16 protein-coding genes are annotated in these 15999 nt (G+C 55.9%); 15 read left to right on the top strand and 1 reads right to left on the bottom strand.

Going from position 1 to position 15999, the window contains the following annotated elements; all coding sequences use genetic code 11:
- Positions 1 to 165 precede the first annotated feature (165 nt).
- The 4 genes from mtnA to AABO57_27755 all read left to right on the top strand — a co-directional run bounded on the left by mtnA (position 166) and on the right by AABO57_27755 (position 5651).
- Complete coding sequence (mtnA, locus tag AABO57_27770) at positions 166 to 1212, top strand: S-methyl-5-thioribose-1-phosphate isomerase (GenBank protein MEK6289531.1); 1047 nt, start codon at positions 166 to 168, stop codon at positions 1210 to 1212.
- A 97-nt stretch (positions 1213 to 1309) separates the two neighbouring features.
- On the top strand, positions 1310 to 2398 hold the full coding sequence (locus AABO57_27765; protein ID MEK6289530.1) for a glycoside hydrolase family 3 N-terminal domain-containing protein: 1089 nt from the start codon (positions 1310 to 1312) through the stop codon (positions 2396 to 2398).
- A gap of 401 nt (positions 2399 to 2799) precedes the next feature.
- Positions 2800 to 4389 (top strand): ABC transporter substrate-binding protein, encoded by a 1590-nt coding sequence (locus AABO57_27760; protein MEK6289529.1) that lies wholly within the window; start codon positions 2800 to 2802, stop codon positions 4387 to 4389.
- The gene (locus AABO57_27755; GenBank protein MEK6289528.1) at positions 4386 to 5651 is read left to right on the top strand and encodes an MFS transporter; all 1266 of its coding nucleotides are present in this window, start codon (positions 4386 to 4388) and stop codon (positions 5649 to 5651) included. Before AABO57_27760 ends, AABO57_27755 begins: the two co-directional genes overlap by 4 nt.
- 87 nt (positions 5652 to 5738) lie before the next feature.
- Here the strand turns inward: AABO57_27755 and AABO57_27750 are convergent, their stop codons facing one another.
- Positions 5739 to 7004: an SIR2 family protein gene (locus AABO57_27750; GenBank protein ID MEK6289527.1), complete on the bottom strand. Its 1266-nt coding sequence runs from the start codon at positions 7002 to 7004 to the stop codon at positions 5739 to 5741.
- A 288-nt stretch (positions 7005 to 7292) separates the two neighbouring features.
- Between AABO57_27750 and AABO57_27745 the strand changes: the two genes are divergently transcribed.
- The 11 genes from AABO57_27745 to lpxB all read left to right on the top strand — a co-directional run bounded on the left by AABO57_27745 (position 7293) and on the right by lpxB (position 15991).
- Positions 7293 to 8927: a long-chain fatty acid--CoA ligase gene (locus tag AABO57_27745; GenBank protein MEK6289526.1), complete on the top strand. Its 1635-nt coding sequence runs from the start codon at positions 7293 to 7295 to the stop codon at positions 8925 to 8927.
- A complete protein-coding gene (locus tag AABO57_27740) occupies positions 8884 to 9867 on the top strand; it encodes an abortive infection system antitoxin AbiGi family protein (protein MEK6289525.1) in 984 nt (327 codons plus the stop codon). Before AABO57_27745 ends, AABO57_27740 begins: the two co-directional genes overlap by 44 nt.
- 105 nt (positions 9868 to 9972) lie before the next feature.
- Positions 9973 to 10203, top strand: coding sequence for a ribbon-helix-helix domain-containing protein (locus tag AABO57_27735; protein ID MEK6289524.1), 231 nt, complete (start codon positions 9973 to 9975; stop codon positions 10201 to 10203).
- 55 nt (positions 10204 to 10258) lie between these two features.
- Positions 10259 to 10486 carry an addiction module antitoxin gene (locus AABO57_27730; GenBank protein ID MEK6289523.1) on the top strand — a complete coding sequence of 76 codons (228 nt, stop codon included), beginning with the start codon at positions 10259 to 10261 and terminating at the stop codon, positions 10484 to 10486.
- On the top strand, positions 10473 to 10799 hold the full coding sequence (locus AABO57_27725) for a type II toxin-antitoxin system PemK/MazF family toxin (protein ID MEK6289522.1): 327 nt from the start codon (positions 10473 to 10475) through the stop codon (positions 10797 to 10799). The genes AABO57_27730 and AABO57_27725 overlap by 14 nt, the downstream gene beginning before the upstream one ends.
- A 64-nt stretch (positions 10800 to 10863) precedes the next feature.
- Positions 10864 to 11892, top strand: a complete 1029-nt coding sequence (locus AABO57_27720) for a DUF1028 domain-containing protein (protein ID MEK6289521.1) — start codon at positions 10864 to 10866, stop codon at positions 11890 to 11892.
- Positions 11893 to 12002: 110 nt separating this feature from the next.
- Entirely contained in the window at positions 12003 to 12311 is a 309-nt protein-coding gene (locus tag AABO57_27715) for a zf-TFIIB domain-containing protein (GenBank protein ID MEK6289520.1), read from the top strand.
- Positions 12312 to 12712: 401 nt separating this feature from the next.
- Complete coding sequence (locus AABO57_27710) at positions 12713 to 13180, top strand: PASTA domain-containing protein (GenBank protein ID MEK6289519.1); 468 nt, start codon at positions 12713 to 12715, stop codon at positions 13178 to 13180.
- Positions 13177 to 13845 (top strand): ribulose-phosphate 3-epimerase, encoded by a 669-nt coding sequence (gene rpe, locus AABO57_27705; protein MEK6289518.1) that lies wholly within the window; start codon positions 13177 to 13179, stop codon positions 13843 to 13845. The genes AABO57_27710 and rpe overlap by 4 nt, the downstream gene beginning before the upstream one ends.
- Before the next feature lie 92 nt (positions 13846 to 13937).
- Positions 13938 to 15122: an outer membrane protein assembly factor BamD gene (gene bamD, locus AABO57_27700; GenBank protein MEK6289517.1), complete on the top strand. Its 1185-nt coding sequence runs from the start codon at positions 13938 to 13940 to the stop codon at positions 15120 to 15122.
- A gap of 62 nt (positions 15123 to 15184) precedes the next feature.
- A complete protein-coding gene (gene lpxB, locus AABO57_27695; protein MEK6289516.1) occupies positions 15185 to 15991 on the top strand; it encodes a lipid-A-disaccharide synthase in 807 nt (268 codons plus the stop codon).
- Positions 15992 to 15999 lie beyond the last annotated feature (8 nt).

Genomic DNA, 15999 nt, shown 5'->3' with positions numbered 1-15999 from the left:
GTATAACCCCCCAACTACTTTCTACACCGTGCCCCCAAAACAGCGGGGGTAAACCACCCTTCCTCACCTGTGATCTTGAGAACGCGACCCTCGATGCGTTATCCGCTCAATGCGTGGATTCGCTTTTGCCATCTGCCTTCTTCATTCGCTATCATCCTTGCGGTCATGATTAGAACCATCGAGTGGACCGACGAGGGCGTCGTGATGATAGATCAGCGGCGGCTTCCAACCCACGAGCTATACCCGATCTTCAAGACTCACGAAGAGGTAGCAAGCGCAATCGAAGAGATGGTCGTGCGAGGCGCGCCCGCCATAGGTGTCGCCGCCGCGATGGGTATCGCCCTGGGCATGAAAAACTCCGCCGCCGCTTCGCTGGACGAGTTCGAGCGTGACTTTCATCGCGTGTGCGAGCGGCTTCTTGTGACTCGGCCGACGGCGGTGAATCTGTTCTGGGCGGTCGAACGGATGCGATGGGCCTTCAAGCACGGCCGTCGCGAAGGAGCTTCGATCGACGAGATAAGAAACCAGCTAGTCGGTGAGGCCCTGGACATTCACCGGGAGGACGTCGAGAGCAACCAGCGGATGGGCATCTTCGGGGCCGACCTCATTCCGGATAACGCGACGGTGCTGACTCATTGCAACGCGGGCGCGCTGGCCACCGCCGGATTCGGAACGGCGCTCGGCGTGATCCGCGCGGCGGTAGAAGCCGGCAAGCACGTGCGGGTGTATGCCGACGAGACCCGCCCTTTTCTTCAAGGCGCGCGTCTCACCGCGTGGGAACTGGCCAAGGACAACATTCCGGTTACGCTGATAACCGACAGTATGGCCGGGCATTTTTTGAAGTCGGGCGAAGTCGATTGCGTCATCGTCGGGGCCGATCGCATCGCCGCCAACGGAGACGTAGCCAACAAGATCGGAACATACATGGTTGCGATTGCGGCTCACGAGAACAATGTTCCCTTTTACGTCGCCGCGCCTCTGTCGACCGTTGATCTCTCGCTCAACTCGGGCGATCAGATTCCGATCGAGTCCCGAGCGGACGAAGAAGTGACCCACTTTCGAGGCGATAGGATTGCGCCGGACGGAGTGAAGGTTGCGAATCCGGCTTTCGATGTTACGCCGCATCGCTACGTCTCGGCGATCATTACTGACCGAGGCGTCGCGCGCGAGCCTTACGACACGAGCTTGAAGGCGCTGTTTGAGAATAGGTGATTGATATTGATTTTGGCTCTTAGATTTTGGATTTTGGATTCCAGAGAGCGCATCCATCCAGAATCGAAAATCTAAAATCCAAAATCCAAAATCCAAAATGGAACTTGAACACAGAATTGGACAACTGTTATTCATCGGCGTACCCGGGGCTCAGCTCGACCTGATGACCCGCAGCCTGCTGCAAAGCATTCAGCCGGGCGGCATTCTCCTCAACACCCACAACATCGAAAGCGCGCAGCAGGTGGTGGAGCTGACATCGACGATTCGGTCTTTGATTGAAGTTCCTCCGATCATCGCCCTCGATCAGGAAGGCGGACGGGTCGATCGACTAAAGGGAATTTACTCGCCGATGCCGTCGGCGGATCTGTTTCGCGCATCAGGCGACGCTTCGGTGGCGGCGCGTATGGGTGAAATCGCGGCTGAAGCGCTTCGCACCCTGGGATTCAACGTGAACCTGGCGCCGGTGCTGGACATCGCTTCCGACGATGGGGCGAATAACGGGCTGAAAGGCCGTTACCTGGGAAGCAATGTTGCAGAAGTAGTGCGGCTCGCGGGTGCGTACCTTGAAGGTCTGCAGCACGGCGGTGTCATCGGCATAGGCAAGCATTTTCCCGGGCTCGGCGCCGCGACGATCGATTCACACTCCGAGCTTCCCACCATAGACCGGCCCCGCGATGAGATGCTGAAGCATGAGATCGCGCCTTACACCGAGCTGTTCAGCAAGATCAACGCGCGGCTCAACGGGGTGATCATCGCGCACGCGCATTACCCGGCGTTCGATGGACCCGCGCCGCTCCCGTCGTCGCTGTCGAAGAACATAATCACCGGGTTGCTGCGTGAGGAGCTTCAATTCAAGGGTCTCACGGTGACTGACGATATGGAGATGGGGGCGATCAGCGGGACGCGGGAAGTGCCGGACGCGGCGGTGATGGCAATCGAGGCGGGAATCGATATGGTCATGATCGCCGATTCGCATTCGCCCGGGCGCGCGTCGGCGGCCTGGGAAGCGATGGTGACGGCCGCGCGCGACGGGCGCATCACCAAGACCCATATCAGCCGTTCATTCGATCACATCGCACGCATCAAGTCGATGCTCTCGCCGCCTCACGCATACAGCGAACAAGCAGTCGTACGGCTGCGCGAACGCATCGGAGAATTGAACCTTGCGTTGCAACACTCCAAATGAACAGAAGGCAGAAGGCGGAAGGCAGAAAGCAGAAGGCAGAAAGCAGAAAGCAGAAAGCAGAAAGGAGAAAGCAGAAGGCAGAAAGCAGAAGGCAGTCAAGAGGGCCTGATTGTGGCTCTTGTTGTTCGGTGCCTTCCGCCTTCTACCTTCTCCCTTCTGCCTTTTGCCTTCCGCCTTCTGCCTTCCGCCTTCTGCCTTCCGCCTTCTACCTTCTACCTTCTGCCTTCCGCCCTCTGCCTTCTGCCTTCTGCCTTCTGCTTTCTGTTATCCTGGTGGTCGCTCTTCAATCAATCGGCTGCCGGCGAGGCGGAGAGCCGGGCTCACTGGTTATCGCAGTCGAGTTTGCGCCCAAGGGGTTCGACCCGCGCTTTTCCACTTCCTTTCCAGCTTCAGCTCGCACCATGCAACTTGTCTACGACACGTTGGTGGTAAAAGACGAGAAATTTGAGTTGGTTCCTTCGCTCGCCGAACGTTTCGAAGAATCGGAAGATCATAAGACCTTCACTTTTCATCTCCGTTCGGGCGTTATGTTTCACAACGGCAAGCAGCTCACGTCCGCCGATGTGAAGTACACGTTCGAGACGTTGCTCTCACCGGAACTCAAGTCTCCGATTCGCGGCCTGGTCGACAAGATCAGCTCGATCGTTGCGCCCGACCCGCTAACGGTCATCTTTTACGCACGAGAACCGTTCTACACTTTCATCGGAAATTTGCTGGCCGTCGGCATAATCCCGGATGGAGCGGGAACCGAGATCAGCAACTCGCCGATCGGCAGCGGGCCGTACAAGTTCGTTTCATACAAAGAAGGGGAAGCTATTCAGCTCGAAGCCAACGAGGCTTATTGGGGCGGCGCACCGAACGTTCCCCGCGTTCGCATTAAAGTCGTGACCGACAACAGCACCCGACAGGCGGAATTGATGAGCGGCGAAGTCGACATGGCTTACAACGCGCAGTTCGATCCAGAGACGATTCGCGCGCTCGGCCAGCGCCGGGATATGCAAGTGGTTCTCGGCGATGGAGCAAGTATTGGTTACCTGGGCGTCAACGTTTCGCCGACTTCTTTGTTGTCTAATCAAAAACTCAGACAGGCGGTCGCCTATGGAATTGACCGCGACGTCATCATTCATCGCCTGCTCAGAGATCAAGCGCGAAAGGCGAACGCGATCATGCCGCCCGAGCACCGGGTCTATAATCCCGCCGTCACGGTTTACGATCCCGATCCTGAACGCGCGAAGCAATTGCTCGACGAAGCCGGCTTCCCGGACCCGGATGGCGACGGTCCACAACCCCGAATCACGTTGACCATGCTGACGACCACGACGCAGCTTTCCAGAAATATTGCGTCGGTTATGCAGGATCAACTCAGGCGCGTGGGGATACAGCTTGAGCTCAAGTCGCTCGAGCTCGCGACGTTGTTCGACAAGCTCGCCAAGGCGCAGTTCGATCTCTATTATCTGATTGGAATAGGCTTCAATCAGCTAACCGACGTGTTTCAGTTTGTGTATCACAGCCGGTATCAGGACCCCGAATTCAACGACGCCATAGCAAAGCTCCGGGCGACAAACGATCCGGCGCAGATGCGCTCGTTGTTTGATCGGCTCGCTTCGATTCTGCAGCGCCGGGACTACTGCCCGAACGCCGAAGTCGACCGGCTGGCCGCGGAGGCGGTTTCAACTGAATCGCCGTCGGCCAAGAGACTTTTGTATCTTCGAATCGCGAGACTGCTCACTGATAGGGGCGGTCAGAATCGAATGCGATATTGCAATCCTGAGGTCGATCGCTGGATAGTCGAAGGCGAGCAAACAAACGATCCCAAGCTGAAGCTCGAACTATTTTGGAAGATCCAGAAGACTGTCTCGGAAGAACTGCCGCAAATCTACTTGTGGTACCCTGCGAACGTGCTGGTCGCGCGCACTCGCGTAAGCAACATTCAAATTGAGCCATCGGGCTCGTGGTTCTTCATCGCGAAGCTGAGGCTTGAAGACAGGTGACAGAGAGCGGAGGAGCAGAGGAACAGAGGAGCGGAGGACAACCGGATCCATCCGGCGCCTCGGCTCCACTGGGCCATTCCGGTCTTTCACGCAGCACGATCATCATCGGCCTGGTAAGCCTCCTCGGCGACATCAGCTCTGAGATGATCTATCCGATCCTGCCTGTGTTTCTCACCAAGACACTGCGCGCGCCGGCCACCGTTGTGGGGCTGATCGAGGGTCTCGCGGTCGGTTCAGCAAGCGTGGTCAGCGGAGTCTCCGGCTGGATTTCAGATCGCATCCGGCGCCGCAAGCCGGTGGCATTTGCAGGCTATGCGTTAACCGCCGTGTCGAGGCCGATGATAGCGTTTGCCGCGGTCTGGCCAGTAGTACTCGCGGCACGATTCGCCGATCGATTCGGCAAGGGGATCCGCACGGCGCCGCGCGATGCGCTATTGGCGGAAACTTCACCCGAGCATGGCCGCGGCCGCGCTTTTGGATTCGAGCGCGCGATGGATTCGGCGGGCGCGGTGCTTGGACCGCTGGTTGGACTGGCGCTCGTAGGATGGGCAGGGTTGGAGGCGCGCAAGATCTTTCTGATATCGGCGATACCCGCGACGCTTGCCACGCTGATGATACTCGCAGTGAGAGAGCGGCGAAGCGACGTAGTAGCAGGCTCATCGAACATACGATTATCGCTGGCGGGCACTACTCGAGAGTACAGGCGATTGCTGATAGTCATCGGCGTGTTCGGGCTCGCCAATTCGGCAAACGCTTTCTTGATTCTTCGCGCCGAGCAATTGGGGCTAAGCACCGGATCGACCATTCTAGCTTATACGCTTTACAACGCGGTTGCGTCGATCGTTGCGATGCCGGCGGGCTCAGCCAGCGACCGGTTCGGGCGGCGCAACTTGCTGATCATCGGCTACTCGATCTACGCGCTGAGCTACGCAGGCTTTGGGATGGCCAATTCGGCTTGGCTGGTTTGGCCGCTGTTTGCGGTGTATGGTTTGTTCCCTGCTTTGACGGATGGAGTTTCAAAGGCGCTGGCCGTTGACACGGCGGGCAAAGCGGGACGGGCAACCGCGCTCGGAATCTATTTCACGGTCGTCGGCATCACCCAGATAGCAGCGAGCTACATCGGCGGAGTGTTGTGGGACAATGTCGATTCGCGCGCGACGTTTTACTTTGGAGCCGCGCTGGCTTCTGTCGCTGTCTTTCTGTCGGTCGCACTTCTTCCATCGAGCATTCGCTCGTCACACCTCCGCACGAAATCGAACTGATACTCAGATGCGGCAGGTGTGACGCTGGAGCGAACTAAAAGCCAAAAACGATCGGGCCCAATGTGAGCAAGGTGAACGGTGTCTTTGTCACTGCAGGCTAACTTTTCTAATCCCAACTTTGTATCCTTGCTTGACTAATCCCAGATTACCGTTATCAGTAAACACAACCTGGCGTAGATGCAGCGCGCGCACACCTCCTTTAAACTTATCAAGATTTAAGGTGATTCTTTCCCATTTATCTCGCGTGAGATTCCTTATATCGATCTTGTGGCTATGAACGCGGTTGTAACCTTCCAGTTTGATGGCCTCTATTGCATCCTTTTGTGGGGATGAACTTGGAATATTCAGTTCAAAGCTTACCTCTCTGTACTCACTTATATCTAGGGAGTCCTTCTTGGTTTGAAGGATAATTCCAACGTAGTCATCTCTCTGCTTGATGGTATAGTCTATCCAGCACTCCCATTCACCATCGGCGTCGCGTCCTATTTTGTAAGAGATATTTCCGAATGTGATAATTCGACAAGAAGCCAGTTGAGGAACTATTTTTGACGGTCCGATGGCTGGCCTTAGCTTTTCAGATATATAGGTCATGAATCCTTCAAATCCCCAGTCCAGGTATTCTACCCGGAGGGTTCTTTCGAACCACTGTCGCTCTATTGCCTTTCTGCTCGTATCCTGTTTTGTAACGAATAACATGTCAGTTCGGTTGCCAAGCCGGTCCTTGAGTTCGCAAATCATATCGAGAATGTGACTATCCCGTAATGAGTAACCGATATAGATAACAGGACCTGCAAGATGTAACATTTCGATATAGGAAAACATGAGGCGACGCCTTTTTTTTGCTTCGTGAATACCCTCTATGCCTAAAGACATTCTTGGGAAATCCGATATGCAACCGTGGGGTTTCAACAACGGCACGCATTCTTCAAGGGGATATCCAACCTTTGGCAAATCATTCTCGTTAACAATTGGGATCAAGCGCTGGGCGGCCCCCAATTCATTAGCGAAAGCCTTTTCTAATAGTTGGTCATAATTCGTTGTGACAAGCGCACGCCATTTGAACCAAGGAATCATTTCATGAACCTTTGAGGGACTTAGGTCTGTTAGTTTTTCTTGGATAAATTTTTCTACGGTCAGCAGGTTATGGTGTGCGAGAAAGAACGAGAACGCCTGATCCACGCTCATTGCCCAATCTCCCCTGTGCCGTAATTTCTTGATGATAAGAGCGCTCAAGGCATCGCCCGTGGGCGCCCCTGCGGACACGGATGCGCCTGCACCTAAGAACAGAGTGCACTCACCTGTCTCGATCTTCTTGATTATATCGATGGTGTTTTCGGAGATATCCTCGGGCATAAGTCCTCCATAACTATGCTAGAACCCTTTAACTCCCGCCGGTTCCGCTTCACCCGGCAGCAGTCGTTCTTGTATCCTCCCATATATGGACGGAAAATCGATTGGTGATAATGCAGAAAGATTCACTAGTGATTGTCTGACGGCACGTGTAACCAGGCATGCTGGCTTGCGGCTCATGTCTCACTCAAGTGCCACTCTTCGAGCTTGCCCTCGACAATCATCTTGAAGATAATCGCAACTGCAATGCCCCCGTTAGTAACCGAATTCCTGAGCGCCGAGGAGAATCTCATGCATAGCACCATGCAAGATCGACCTTTGACCATCAATCACATCTTCGAGCACAGCCGAAGAGTTCACGCCGACAGCGAGGTCGTAACTTTCATGGGCGACCACTCGCGACGCGCACCCTATCGAGCTGTCGGGGATCGAGCCGAGCTGCTCGCGGCGGCGCTCAAGCGACTCGGTATCGGCGAGGGTGATCGCGTCGGGACCTTTGCCTGGAACAATCAGGAACATCTCGAGGCCTATTTCGCGATTCCCTGCATGGGAGCCGTGCTTCATACGCTCAACCTGCGGCTCTTTCCCGAACAACTCACTTACGTCATCAACCACGCCGAAGACCGCGTGATCATCGTGGACGACTCGATCGTGCCTCTGTTGGCGCGCGTAGCTAAGGACTTGAAGACCGTCGAACGTTACATCGTCGTCGGCTCAGGCGACGCGTCCGCGCTTGATGCGTCGGGAGACGTGCTTCGCTACGACGAGATCATCGCCGCCGAACAGCAAGGGTTTGAATGGCCCGAGCTCGACGAGCGGTCGGCGGCCGCTATGTGCTACACCAGCGGCACGACGGGCAATCCCAAAGGCGTAGTCTACTCGCACCGGTCGACCTTCTTGCATTCACTCGCCCAGTGCGCCGGATCGGTGTTCGCGTTGACAGAGCACGACCGAATTCTTCCCATAGTTCCGATGTTTCACGCGAACGCGTGGGGCTTGCCTTATGGCGGATGGATGGCCGGGTCGGACTTCATCATGCCCAGCCGCTTCCTTCAAGCCGAGCCGCTGTGCCGCTTGATCGCCGAAGAGAAAGTGACGTTCTCCGGCGCGGTGCCCACCATCTGGAACGATGTGCTTCGCTACGCCGAGACGAACCTGGTCGATCTGTCATCGTTGCGAATGGTGATCTGCGGAGGCTCAGCCGTGCCGCGAAGCTTGATGGAGAAGTTCGAGCAGCGCTTCGGCGTGAAGGTCATTCAGGCGTGGGGAATGACCGAGACCAGCCCGCTTGCGGCGATCGCCTATCCGCCTAAGGGATGCCGCGATGAAGAGTTGATGGACTGGCGCTCGAAGACCGGCCGCATCAAGCCCGGCGTTGAGATTCGATTGACGGACGACGACACTGTGCTGCCTTGGAACGGTGAAGCAGTCGGCGAAATAGAAGTGCGAGGCCCGTGGATCACGGCTTCTTACTACGGCGACGACACGCCGGAGAAATTCCACGACGGCTGGCTGCGAACCGGCGACGTGGGCACGCTCGACGAGAAGGGATTTATTCAGATTACCGATCGAGCTAAAGATGTGATCAAGTCAGGCGGCGAGTGGATATCGACGGTCGAGCTCGAGACTACGTTGATGGCTCATCCCGATGTGATCGAAGCGGCAGTGATCGGAGTGCCCGATGAAAAGTGGGACGAAAGGCCGCTGGCTTGTGTCGTGCTCAAAGAAGGCGCTGATACGACCGTCGACCAACTTCGCGCGTTCCTCGCGGATCGAGTAGCGAAGTGGTGGGTCCCCGAGCGTTGGGCTTTCATCGACGAAGTTCCAAAGACGAGCGTCGGCAAGTTTGATAAAAAAGTTTTGCGCGTCCGCCGCGAGCATAATGAGCTTCAGATCATCGAAGCAGGCTCGAAAGGCGCGGGATAGTCTGAATCAAAAGCTGCGGACAGCTTGTTTAGCGCTACAATCTACTTGTTTTATGCCTGGGATACAAAGATACGTTTCAAAGGAACTTGTTCACTTCGTAGGTCGAGGACTTGATGAAGAGGCGCAATACAGACTCCTCGTGCAGATACTCACATCAGGTTGGCTTACTTACCCTCCGCACAATCCGGATCCGGCTGGGACGTTTGCAAGGGATATGGTGATCGAAGTTGGAGGACGAATCAGCAATAACGATCTGTATTACCCCGGGGTCGTCTGTTTTTGCGACATTCCGTTAGAGGATCTTCAGATTCACATGAAGAAGTACAGCCGCTTCGGGATTTCCTTTCTCAAATCCTGTCTCGTTAAGAAAGGCGCTAACCCGGTTCTCTATGTTGCGAAGAACTCTTTGGTTCCGGTTCTTCATTCCGTGCGCAAACACGATAAAGAAACGATCTATGAGTATCCCGCGGACGCTTACCGGGCCGAATGGAATCAACTCCTTAGGAAAACGGCTGATAACCCTGGTGATGAAGATGCACGCAGACAATGCAACGAATTCTGGAACGGTCTCGAGTTTATTTTTGCCAAAATTCCTAGAGCTAGTCATTTTGATAAGATGCTTGCTGAATTCGAGGACCCTCCGTCTGCGTCTTTGCCTCCGGAAGTTAAAGATTTGCCGGAAGTTTCCAAGAAGAACTGGTTCTTACATGAATTCTTTATCTTCTTACGGCTAGATGTCTTCAGTTTCATCAAGTTCTTTGACGATGCCAAACCCGATGATGACCCGGACAACTACTACATGGAGCGAGAGTGGCGTATGGCTTCCAATCTTAACTTTAAGTTGATTGACGCCTATCGCATCATATTGCCACAAGCGTATGCTGACAGATTAAGGACCGACCTTTCAGGATACACAGGGCAAGTACACTATTCAGACTAGGACGAGCCTAGGCCAACGAGAGATCAATCAACGGGCGGAGAGCAGAACGGGAACGATCCCTCATTAACGTTGACCAGCCCTCGAGAACAAATTAGTTTTGGATGTATGAGAGTCAAGACTTCAATTAGCGTAGAGAAGGACTTGCTTGAAGCTGTCGATAAGCTGTCTGGCGCGAACAGGAATCGTTCAGAGTTCATCGAGGCGGCTATCCAGGCGTACATCGTTGAGCAAACCAGGGCAGCAGGGAACGCGAGAGACCTCGACTTGATCAATGAATCTGCCGACATTCTGAATAAAGAGGCGTTCGACGTTCTCGATTGTCAGGTAGCGCTGTGAAGCGACTTGCCTCTGCTGTAGAATTCCAGCGAACGATAAGCCGCGGAGGAAGGTCATGCAGAAAGAACTCACGATCAATGTTGATGAACGGGTCTACGACGAATTGCAAAGAATCGGCGGACCAGAAGACATAAGTCAGTTCATCGAATCTCTGATCCTGCCGCAACTGCGGGGTTTGGACCTCGACTCCGCTTATCAGCAAATGGCGGGAGACAAGACTCGCGAAGCAGAGGCGCTTGAATGGGCCGAGGCAATGATCGGAGACGCCGATGCAACGCGGTGAGGTGTGGTGGGTCAACTTTGAACACTCTGTCGGCGGAGAGATCCGCAAGAAACGCCCGGCTGTCATCATCAGCAACGACGCTTCAAACAGATTCCTGAATCGCGTTCAGGTCGTTCCGTTAACCACAAACCTTGACCGTCTTTATCCAAGCGAAGCCGTCGTTCAACTCAACGGCAAACAGAACAAGGCAATGGCAGACCAGCTCACTACCGTGAGCAAAACGCGTTTGCTGAATTTAATGGGCAGTCTGTCGCCAATTGATATGCGAAGGATCGAGCAGGTTATCAAAGTACAGTTGGCGTTCGCGCCTTAGCCGGCGTTCAAGCCGGCCAAGACAGCTAAACACGACCTTCGGTTTTTCAGATTGAGGTGAAACAATGACCCGACTTCTTTCGATTGCAATTCGCTTCTTGGGATTCGCAGGAACGGTGCTTCTGCTCGCCTCAGACGCTGGGGCACAGGCTCGGGCGAGAAACCCGTTGCCGCAGCGCCCCGTGCACACCTTCTCGATCGTCGCCCGAGACCCGGCAACGGGCGAGCTTGGCGTAGCCGTTCAGTCGCATTGGTTCTCGGTCGGTTCAATCGTCACGTGGGCCGAAGCCGGCATCGGCGCCGTTGCGACTCAGTCGTTCGTCGATCCCAGCTACGGCAAGCTCGGTCTCGATCTGATGCGCGCCGGCAAGAGCGCCCCCGATGCGCTCAAGGCTCTGCTTGCCGGAGACGACGGGCGCGATGTTCGACAGGTCGCGATGATAGACGCCCAGGGCAGGGTTGCGGCCCACACTGGCTCAAAGGACATTCCAGCCGCCGGGCATATCGTCGGCAAAGACTATTCGGTCCAGGCGAACTTGATGTTGAACGACAAAGTCTGGCCGGCGATGTCGCGCGCGTTTGAAGTTGCGAAAGGCGATCTGGCCGAGAGAATGTTGGCTGCGCTCGACGCTGCGCAGGAAGCTGGCGGCGACATCAGGGGCAAGCAATCCGCCGCGCTGATCGTCGTAACCGGCAAGCCGACAGGCAAGCCCTGGGCTGATCGAGTGTTCGACTTGAGAGTCGATGACAGCGCTGAGCCGCTGAAGGAGCTTCGGCGATTGGTCACCTTGCAGCGCGCGTACAACCACATGAACGCCGGCGATCTGGCCGTCGAGCAAAAAGACAACGACCGGGCTTTGGTCGAGTACGGCGCGGCTGCGAAGCTCGTGCCGGACAACGCCGAGATGGTCTACTGGCATGCGGTTGCCCTTGTAAACATGGGCCGCGTTGACGACTCCCTCCCCTTGTTTAAGCGTGTGTTCGCGATGGACAAGAATTGGGTGACGCTGACTCCGCGGTTGGTGAAGGTCGGCCTTTTACCCGATGACCAGAAACTAATCGAGCGCATCGTAAAACTTGGAAGCGCCAAGTAGCGTGTGCGATACTGAGGCGTCCGGCAAACTTCAGTTTGTCGCGAGCTTTCTAAAACAACAATCGGGATTCTCGGCAAATGCAGTTTGTCGGAAACCTAACGGGGAGCAAGATGTCGAAGATCTGGGATGAACGTGAGAAATCGCTCGAGAACGAATACTTTCGCCGCAAAGAGCAGGAGTTGATCGAGAAGCTCCGCGCAAAGCGCGCCGAAGATGAAAAAGCAAAAGCCTCGATCGTCCATTGCCCGAAATGCGACGGCACGCTTGTCGAGCTTACGTTTGAAGACGTGCAGATCGATCGCTGTAATAAATGCAACGGCGTATGGCTCGATGCGGGCGAGCTGGAGCTGCTCACCATGAAGCAGGAACAAAGTCAGGGCTGGACGAGCCGCCTGCGGAAAAGCCTCGCGGGTGAATGAATCGCTGAAATCCGAATCTCAAGCGCGCCTCGTAGTAGACGAGTGAGACTCGGAAAATTCCGAGCACGGGTATCCCGAAGACAACAGGCTGCGCCTTGTAGCGGCCGCTTATTATGCGGTGATTTATGCAGTGATGTTCGCAGCTTTCGCGATTGGATTGTACGGCATTTTCTCATTGCTTTGGCTCGCCGGCGCGGAGTTCCAGAGTGTTCACATCGCCGGCTCGCTTCGGTGATCAGCTCGTAAGGTGACCCTTCCGTGGACGCCTCTAGTTGAAGAAACAGATCTCGGCGCCGATGATCAGCCCCCCGGAAGTCCACCCTGGAAGCTCATCGTTGATCCAACCTCGATTCGCACTCATAAAGTTGAAAGCGTCTTGATTGCGGTGCTAGACTCCGGCTATGAGCACCTCGAGGGGCGCCGGCCACGCCGAGCCCAGCAGCATTGCCTGGACCCTTTCGCGCAGACTGGGGATGGTGATAGTGCTCGCTCTCGCCTTTTTCTTGAGCGCGATCGTAACGATATACACTCTGTTCCGCAGCGGCGATACCCAGGTGCCCAGCGTCGTCGGCAAGCCGGAAGCCGAAGCGCAGAAACTCGCAGAACAAGCAGGGTTAAGGGTGAAGATTCAACGCCGCAATGATTCAAGCATTCCTTCCAACTCGGTCATCGAGACGCGCCCGGGTCCGAATTCGTCGGTGAAAAAAGACTCTGTGCTTACCATAGTGGTGAGCAGCGGGCCGTCTCAGACTAAGAGTCAGGCGTCGGCTCCCGGTCCATCGTCGCCCGGGCGCCGCGTTCGCGTGCAAGCCTTCATTGTGGAAACCGTGAAGAACCTCATAAAAGAACCAAGGAGCGTGTCGCAATGATCGAGATAGCTCCTTCAATTCTGTCAGCCGATTTCGCGCGCCTCGGCGAAGACATCAAGGCGGCCGAGCGCGGCGGGGCTGGTCTGATACACGTCGACGTGATGGACGGCCACTTCGTCCCGAACATCACCATCGGTCCGCTGGTGGTAAAGGCCGCGCGGCGAGCTACTGACCTGCCGCTGGATTGCCACCTGATGATCACCGATCCCGATCTCTACATTGACGAATTCGCCCGCGCGGGAGCTTCGATGATTTCAGTCCATGTAGAGGCGGTCGCGCATCTACATCGCACGCTGACGGCGATCCGCGACCTTGGTTGCCGCCCCGGCGTAGTGCTGAATCCCGCAACACCGCTTGGGTCTATTGAAGAGGCGCTGCCCTTTGTCGATTACGTGCTTGTGATGTCGGTCAATCCGGGTTTCGGAGGACAGTCGTTCATAGACACATCGCTTGACAAGATAAGTCGGCTGCGGAGTATGATTGATTCTCGCGGCTTGAACGTTCATATAGAGGTAGATGGCGGCATAGGCTTGAATAATGTTGCGAACGTCGTCCGCCACGGCGCTGAGTGGATAGTCGCCGGTTCCGCCGTATTCGGTAAGGGTGATCCGGAACAGGCGACCCGCGAGCTTCGCCGAAAAGCGCTAGAGCCGCTCACAGTTTGACCCGTGCTCGCTGAGGCATCGAGAAGGACCAGCCCAAAAGCTAAATAAAGGAGAACGGCCGCCTGGTCGACAGCAGCGGCCACCCAAGTAGCATGAAAGTTGTAAAACTCTTTGTTGTAGTTTTGGCCCTCGCGCTTCCGTTTGCAGCGTGCGGCGGCAAGCCGAAGAACAAGCTAACGCTGGAAGAAGCCAAGGGACCTGGTCGCGATAAGGAACTCTTCCGCCAGGGAGTCGACGCCATTCGCAAGAGCAGCTTCGACGAGGGACGGATACTGTTGAACACCATGATCAACACTTACTCCGACAGCCCCCTGATAAAGATGGCCAAACTATCCATCGCCGATTCCTACTACTTGCAGGGAGGCTCGAAAGGGCTCGCTCAAGCCGAAGTCGAATACCGGGACTGGATTCAATTCTTCCCCGACGATCCGCTCGCCGACGACACGATGATGAAGATTGCCGAGGTTCATCTGAAACAGGTTATGGCTGCCGATCGGGATACGACACACGCGAAGCTCGCCGAGCGCCAGCTAAAGGACATGCTGCGCCGTTATCCGAACAGCGACGCCAAGGAACAGGTCGAGCAGTTGATGAACCAGGTGCAAGAGATTCTGGCAATGCATGAGCTGAAGGTCGCGCGCTTCTATTTCGAGCTTCGTGAGTCGGCTCAGGCGGCGCAAATGCGCACCGAGGAGATTCTGAATAAGTATCCGAACTTCTCCCGGTTTGATGAAGCGCTGTACCTTCACGCGAAGGCAATGGAGCTTCAGGAAGACACCGACACCGCCAGCCGCGATCTCGCTCGCATCGTCGCCAGCCATCCTCACTCCGAATATGTCGAACGCGCGAAGGATACCTTGAAGAAGTGGGGCAAGCCTGTCCCCGATTCCGATCCGGCAAAAATCGCCACGGCTCAGCCCGACGGCAAAGGGCTTCCGTCGCGCTTTGTCGGATTCATGTTCGGACCGCGCATCGACACTTCTACGAAAGGAGTGATCATCGACCGCGACCTGAAGACCGATGAGATCGTGGCGCGCGCTCAGGAGGCGGGCGGCGTCAAGGCTGTAGGCCCGGTAACGCCGGGCGCAACGACAACCAGCAACGCACCTGATGCTCGCCCGCGACGCGCGGCTTCGCAAGCCGGACAGGACGTCGAGGTGAAACCCGGCGCGCCCGCCGATCAAAAAGCTCAGAGCCCTTCGAGCAAAGACAAAAAGAGTAAAGAGAAAGAGAAGAAGAAGAAAGATAGCGGCTCGAGCGTACTGCGCAATCCTTAGCGATCAGGTGTTAGGTGCGCGGGCGTCAGAAGTGGCGCCCGGCATCTAAGGCCTAACACCAGATGGAGCGAACCGGTCCAGAGCATCACTCACTTCTCGATCCCAAGAACTCAGTCTCATCCATAATGATCGTCGCGGGCGAAGCCAGTGGAGACAAACACGGCGCATCGCTCGCAAAGGCCCTCCATCGACTCCGTCCCGAAACCAAACTCCAACTGTTCGGCTCAGGCGGCGACGAGATGCGCGCCGCAGGAGTCGAGACTCTCGTCGACGCGCGTGAGGTTGCAATCATAGGCGTGCCTGAAATAGCTCGCGCGATTGGCAAACTCTATAACGCATACCGAACGCTGCTCGCTGCGGCGCGATCACGGCGTCCGTCGGCGGTCGTGTTGATTGACTGGCCCGATTTCAATATGAGACTCGCAAGAAAGCTTCATCGCGAAGGTTTCAAGATCGTCTACTACATCAGCCCACAGGTTTGGGCCTGGCGTAAGTATCGCATTCGAGCTCTGCGCCGCGACGTCGACCGCATGCTGGTGATCTTGCCGTTCGAAGAGGACTTCTACAAGAAGGCTGGCCTCGAGGTTCAGTACGTCGGTCACCCATTGGCGGAAGCTGTTTGCCCCACGCTGTCGCGCGAGGAGTTTTGCCGCCGCCACGACCTGGATCCAACGCGCTCGATCTTCGCTCTGCTGCCCGGAAGCAGGCAAAAGGAGATTCACTATCACTTGCCGCTGATGCTCGAGGCGGCGAATCGTTTGCGGAGCTTTCAATTGCGGAGCTTCCCATTGCGGATTGCGGATTGCGGATTGCGGATTGACGAACCGGTGTCTGTTCCTGAAGAGTCGAATCTCAAATCTAAGATCTAGATAGGAAT

The sequence above is a fragment of the Acidobacteriota bacterium genome (genome assembly GCA_038040445.1).
Classification (GTDB): Bacteria; Acidobacteriota; Blastocatellia; order UBA7656; family UBA7656; genus Onstottus_A; species Onstottus_A frigus.
This window is presented reverse-complemented; position numbering and strand designations above follow the sequence as displayed.

Coding starts and splice junctions, on each gene's coding strand:
- AABO57_27750 (MEK6289527.1), bottom strand. CDS start 7,004: ATGCCCGAGGATATCTCCGAAAACACCATCGATATAATCAAGAAGATC.
- AABO57_27735 (MEK6289524.1), top strand. CDS start 9,973: ATGAGAGTCAAGACTTCAATTAGCGTAGAGAAGGACTTGCTTGAAGCT.
- AABO57_27720 (MEK6289521.1), top strand. CDS start 10,864: ATGACCCGACTTCTTTCGATTGCAATTCGCTTCTTGGGATTCGCAGGA.
- rpe (MEK6289518.1), top strand. CDS start 13,177: ATGATCGAGATAGCTCCTTCAATTCTGTCAGCCGATTTCGCGCGCCTC.
- lpxB (MEK6289516.1), top strand. CDS start 15,185: ATGGAGCGAACCGGTCCAGAGCATCACTCACTTCTCGATCCCAAGAAC.
- AABO57_27745 (MEK6289526.1), top strand. CDS start 7,293: ATGCATAGCACCATGCAAGATCGACCTTTGACCATCAATCACATCTTC.
- AABO57_27765 (MEK6289530.1), top strand. CDS start 1,310: ATGGAACTTGAACACAGAATTGGACAACTGTTATTCATCGGCGTACCC.
- AABO57_27725 (MEK6289522.1), top strand. CDS start 10,473: ATGCAACGCGGTGAGGTGTGGTGGGTCAACTTTGAACACTCTGTCGGC.
- bamD (MEK6289517.1), top strand. CDS start 13,938: ATGAAAGTTGTAAAACTCTTTGTTGTAGTTTTGGCCCTCGCGCTTCCG.
- AABO57_27730 (MEK6289523.1), top strand. CDS start 10,259: ATGCAGAAAGAACTCACGATCAATGTTGATGAACGGGTCTACGACGAA.
- AABO57_27715 (MEK6289520.1), top strand. CDS start 12,003: ATGTCGAAGATCTGGGATGAACGTGAGAAATCGCTCGAGAACGAATAC.
- AABO57_27710 (MEK6289519.1), top strand. CDS start 12,713: ATGAGCACCTCGAGGGGCGCCGGCCACGCCGAGCCCAGCAGCATTGCC.
- AABO57_27740 (MEK6289525.1), top strand. CDS start 8,884: ATGAGCTTCAGATCATCGAAGCAGGCTCGAAAGGCGCGGGATAGTCTG.
- mtnA (MEK6289531.1), top strand. CDS start 166: ATGATTAGAACCATCGAGTGGACCGACGAGGGCGTCGTGATGATAGAT.
- AABO57_27760 (MEK6289529.1), top strand. CDS start 2,800: ATGCAACTTGTCTACGACACGTTGGTGGTAAAAGACGAGAAATTTGAG.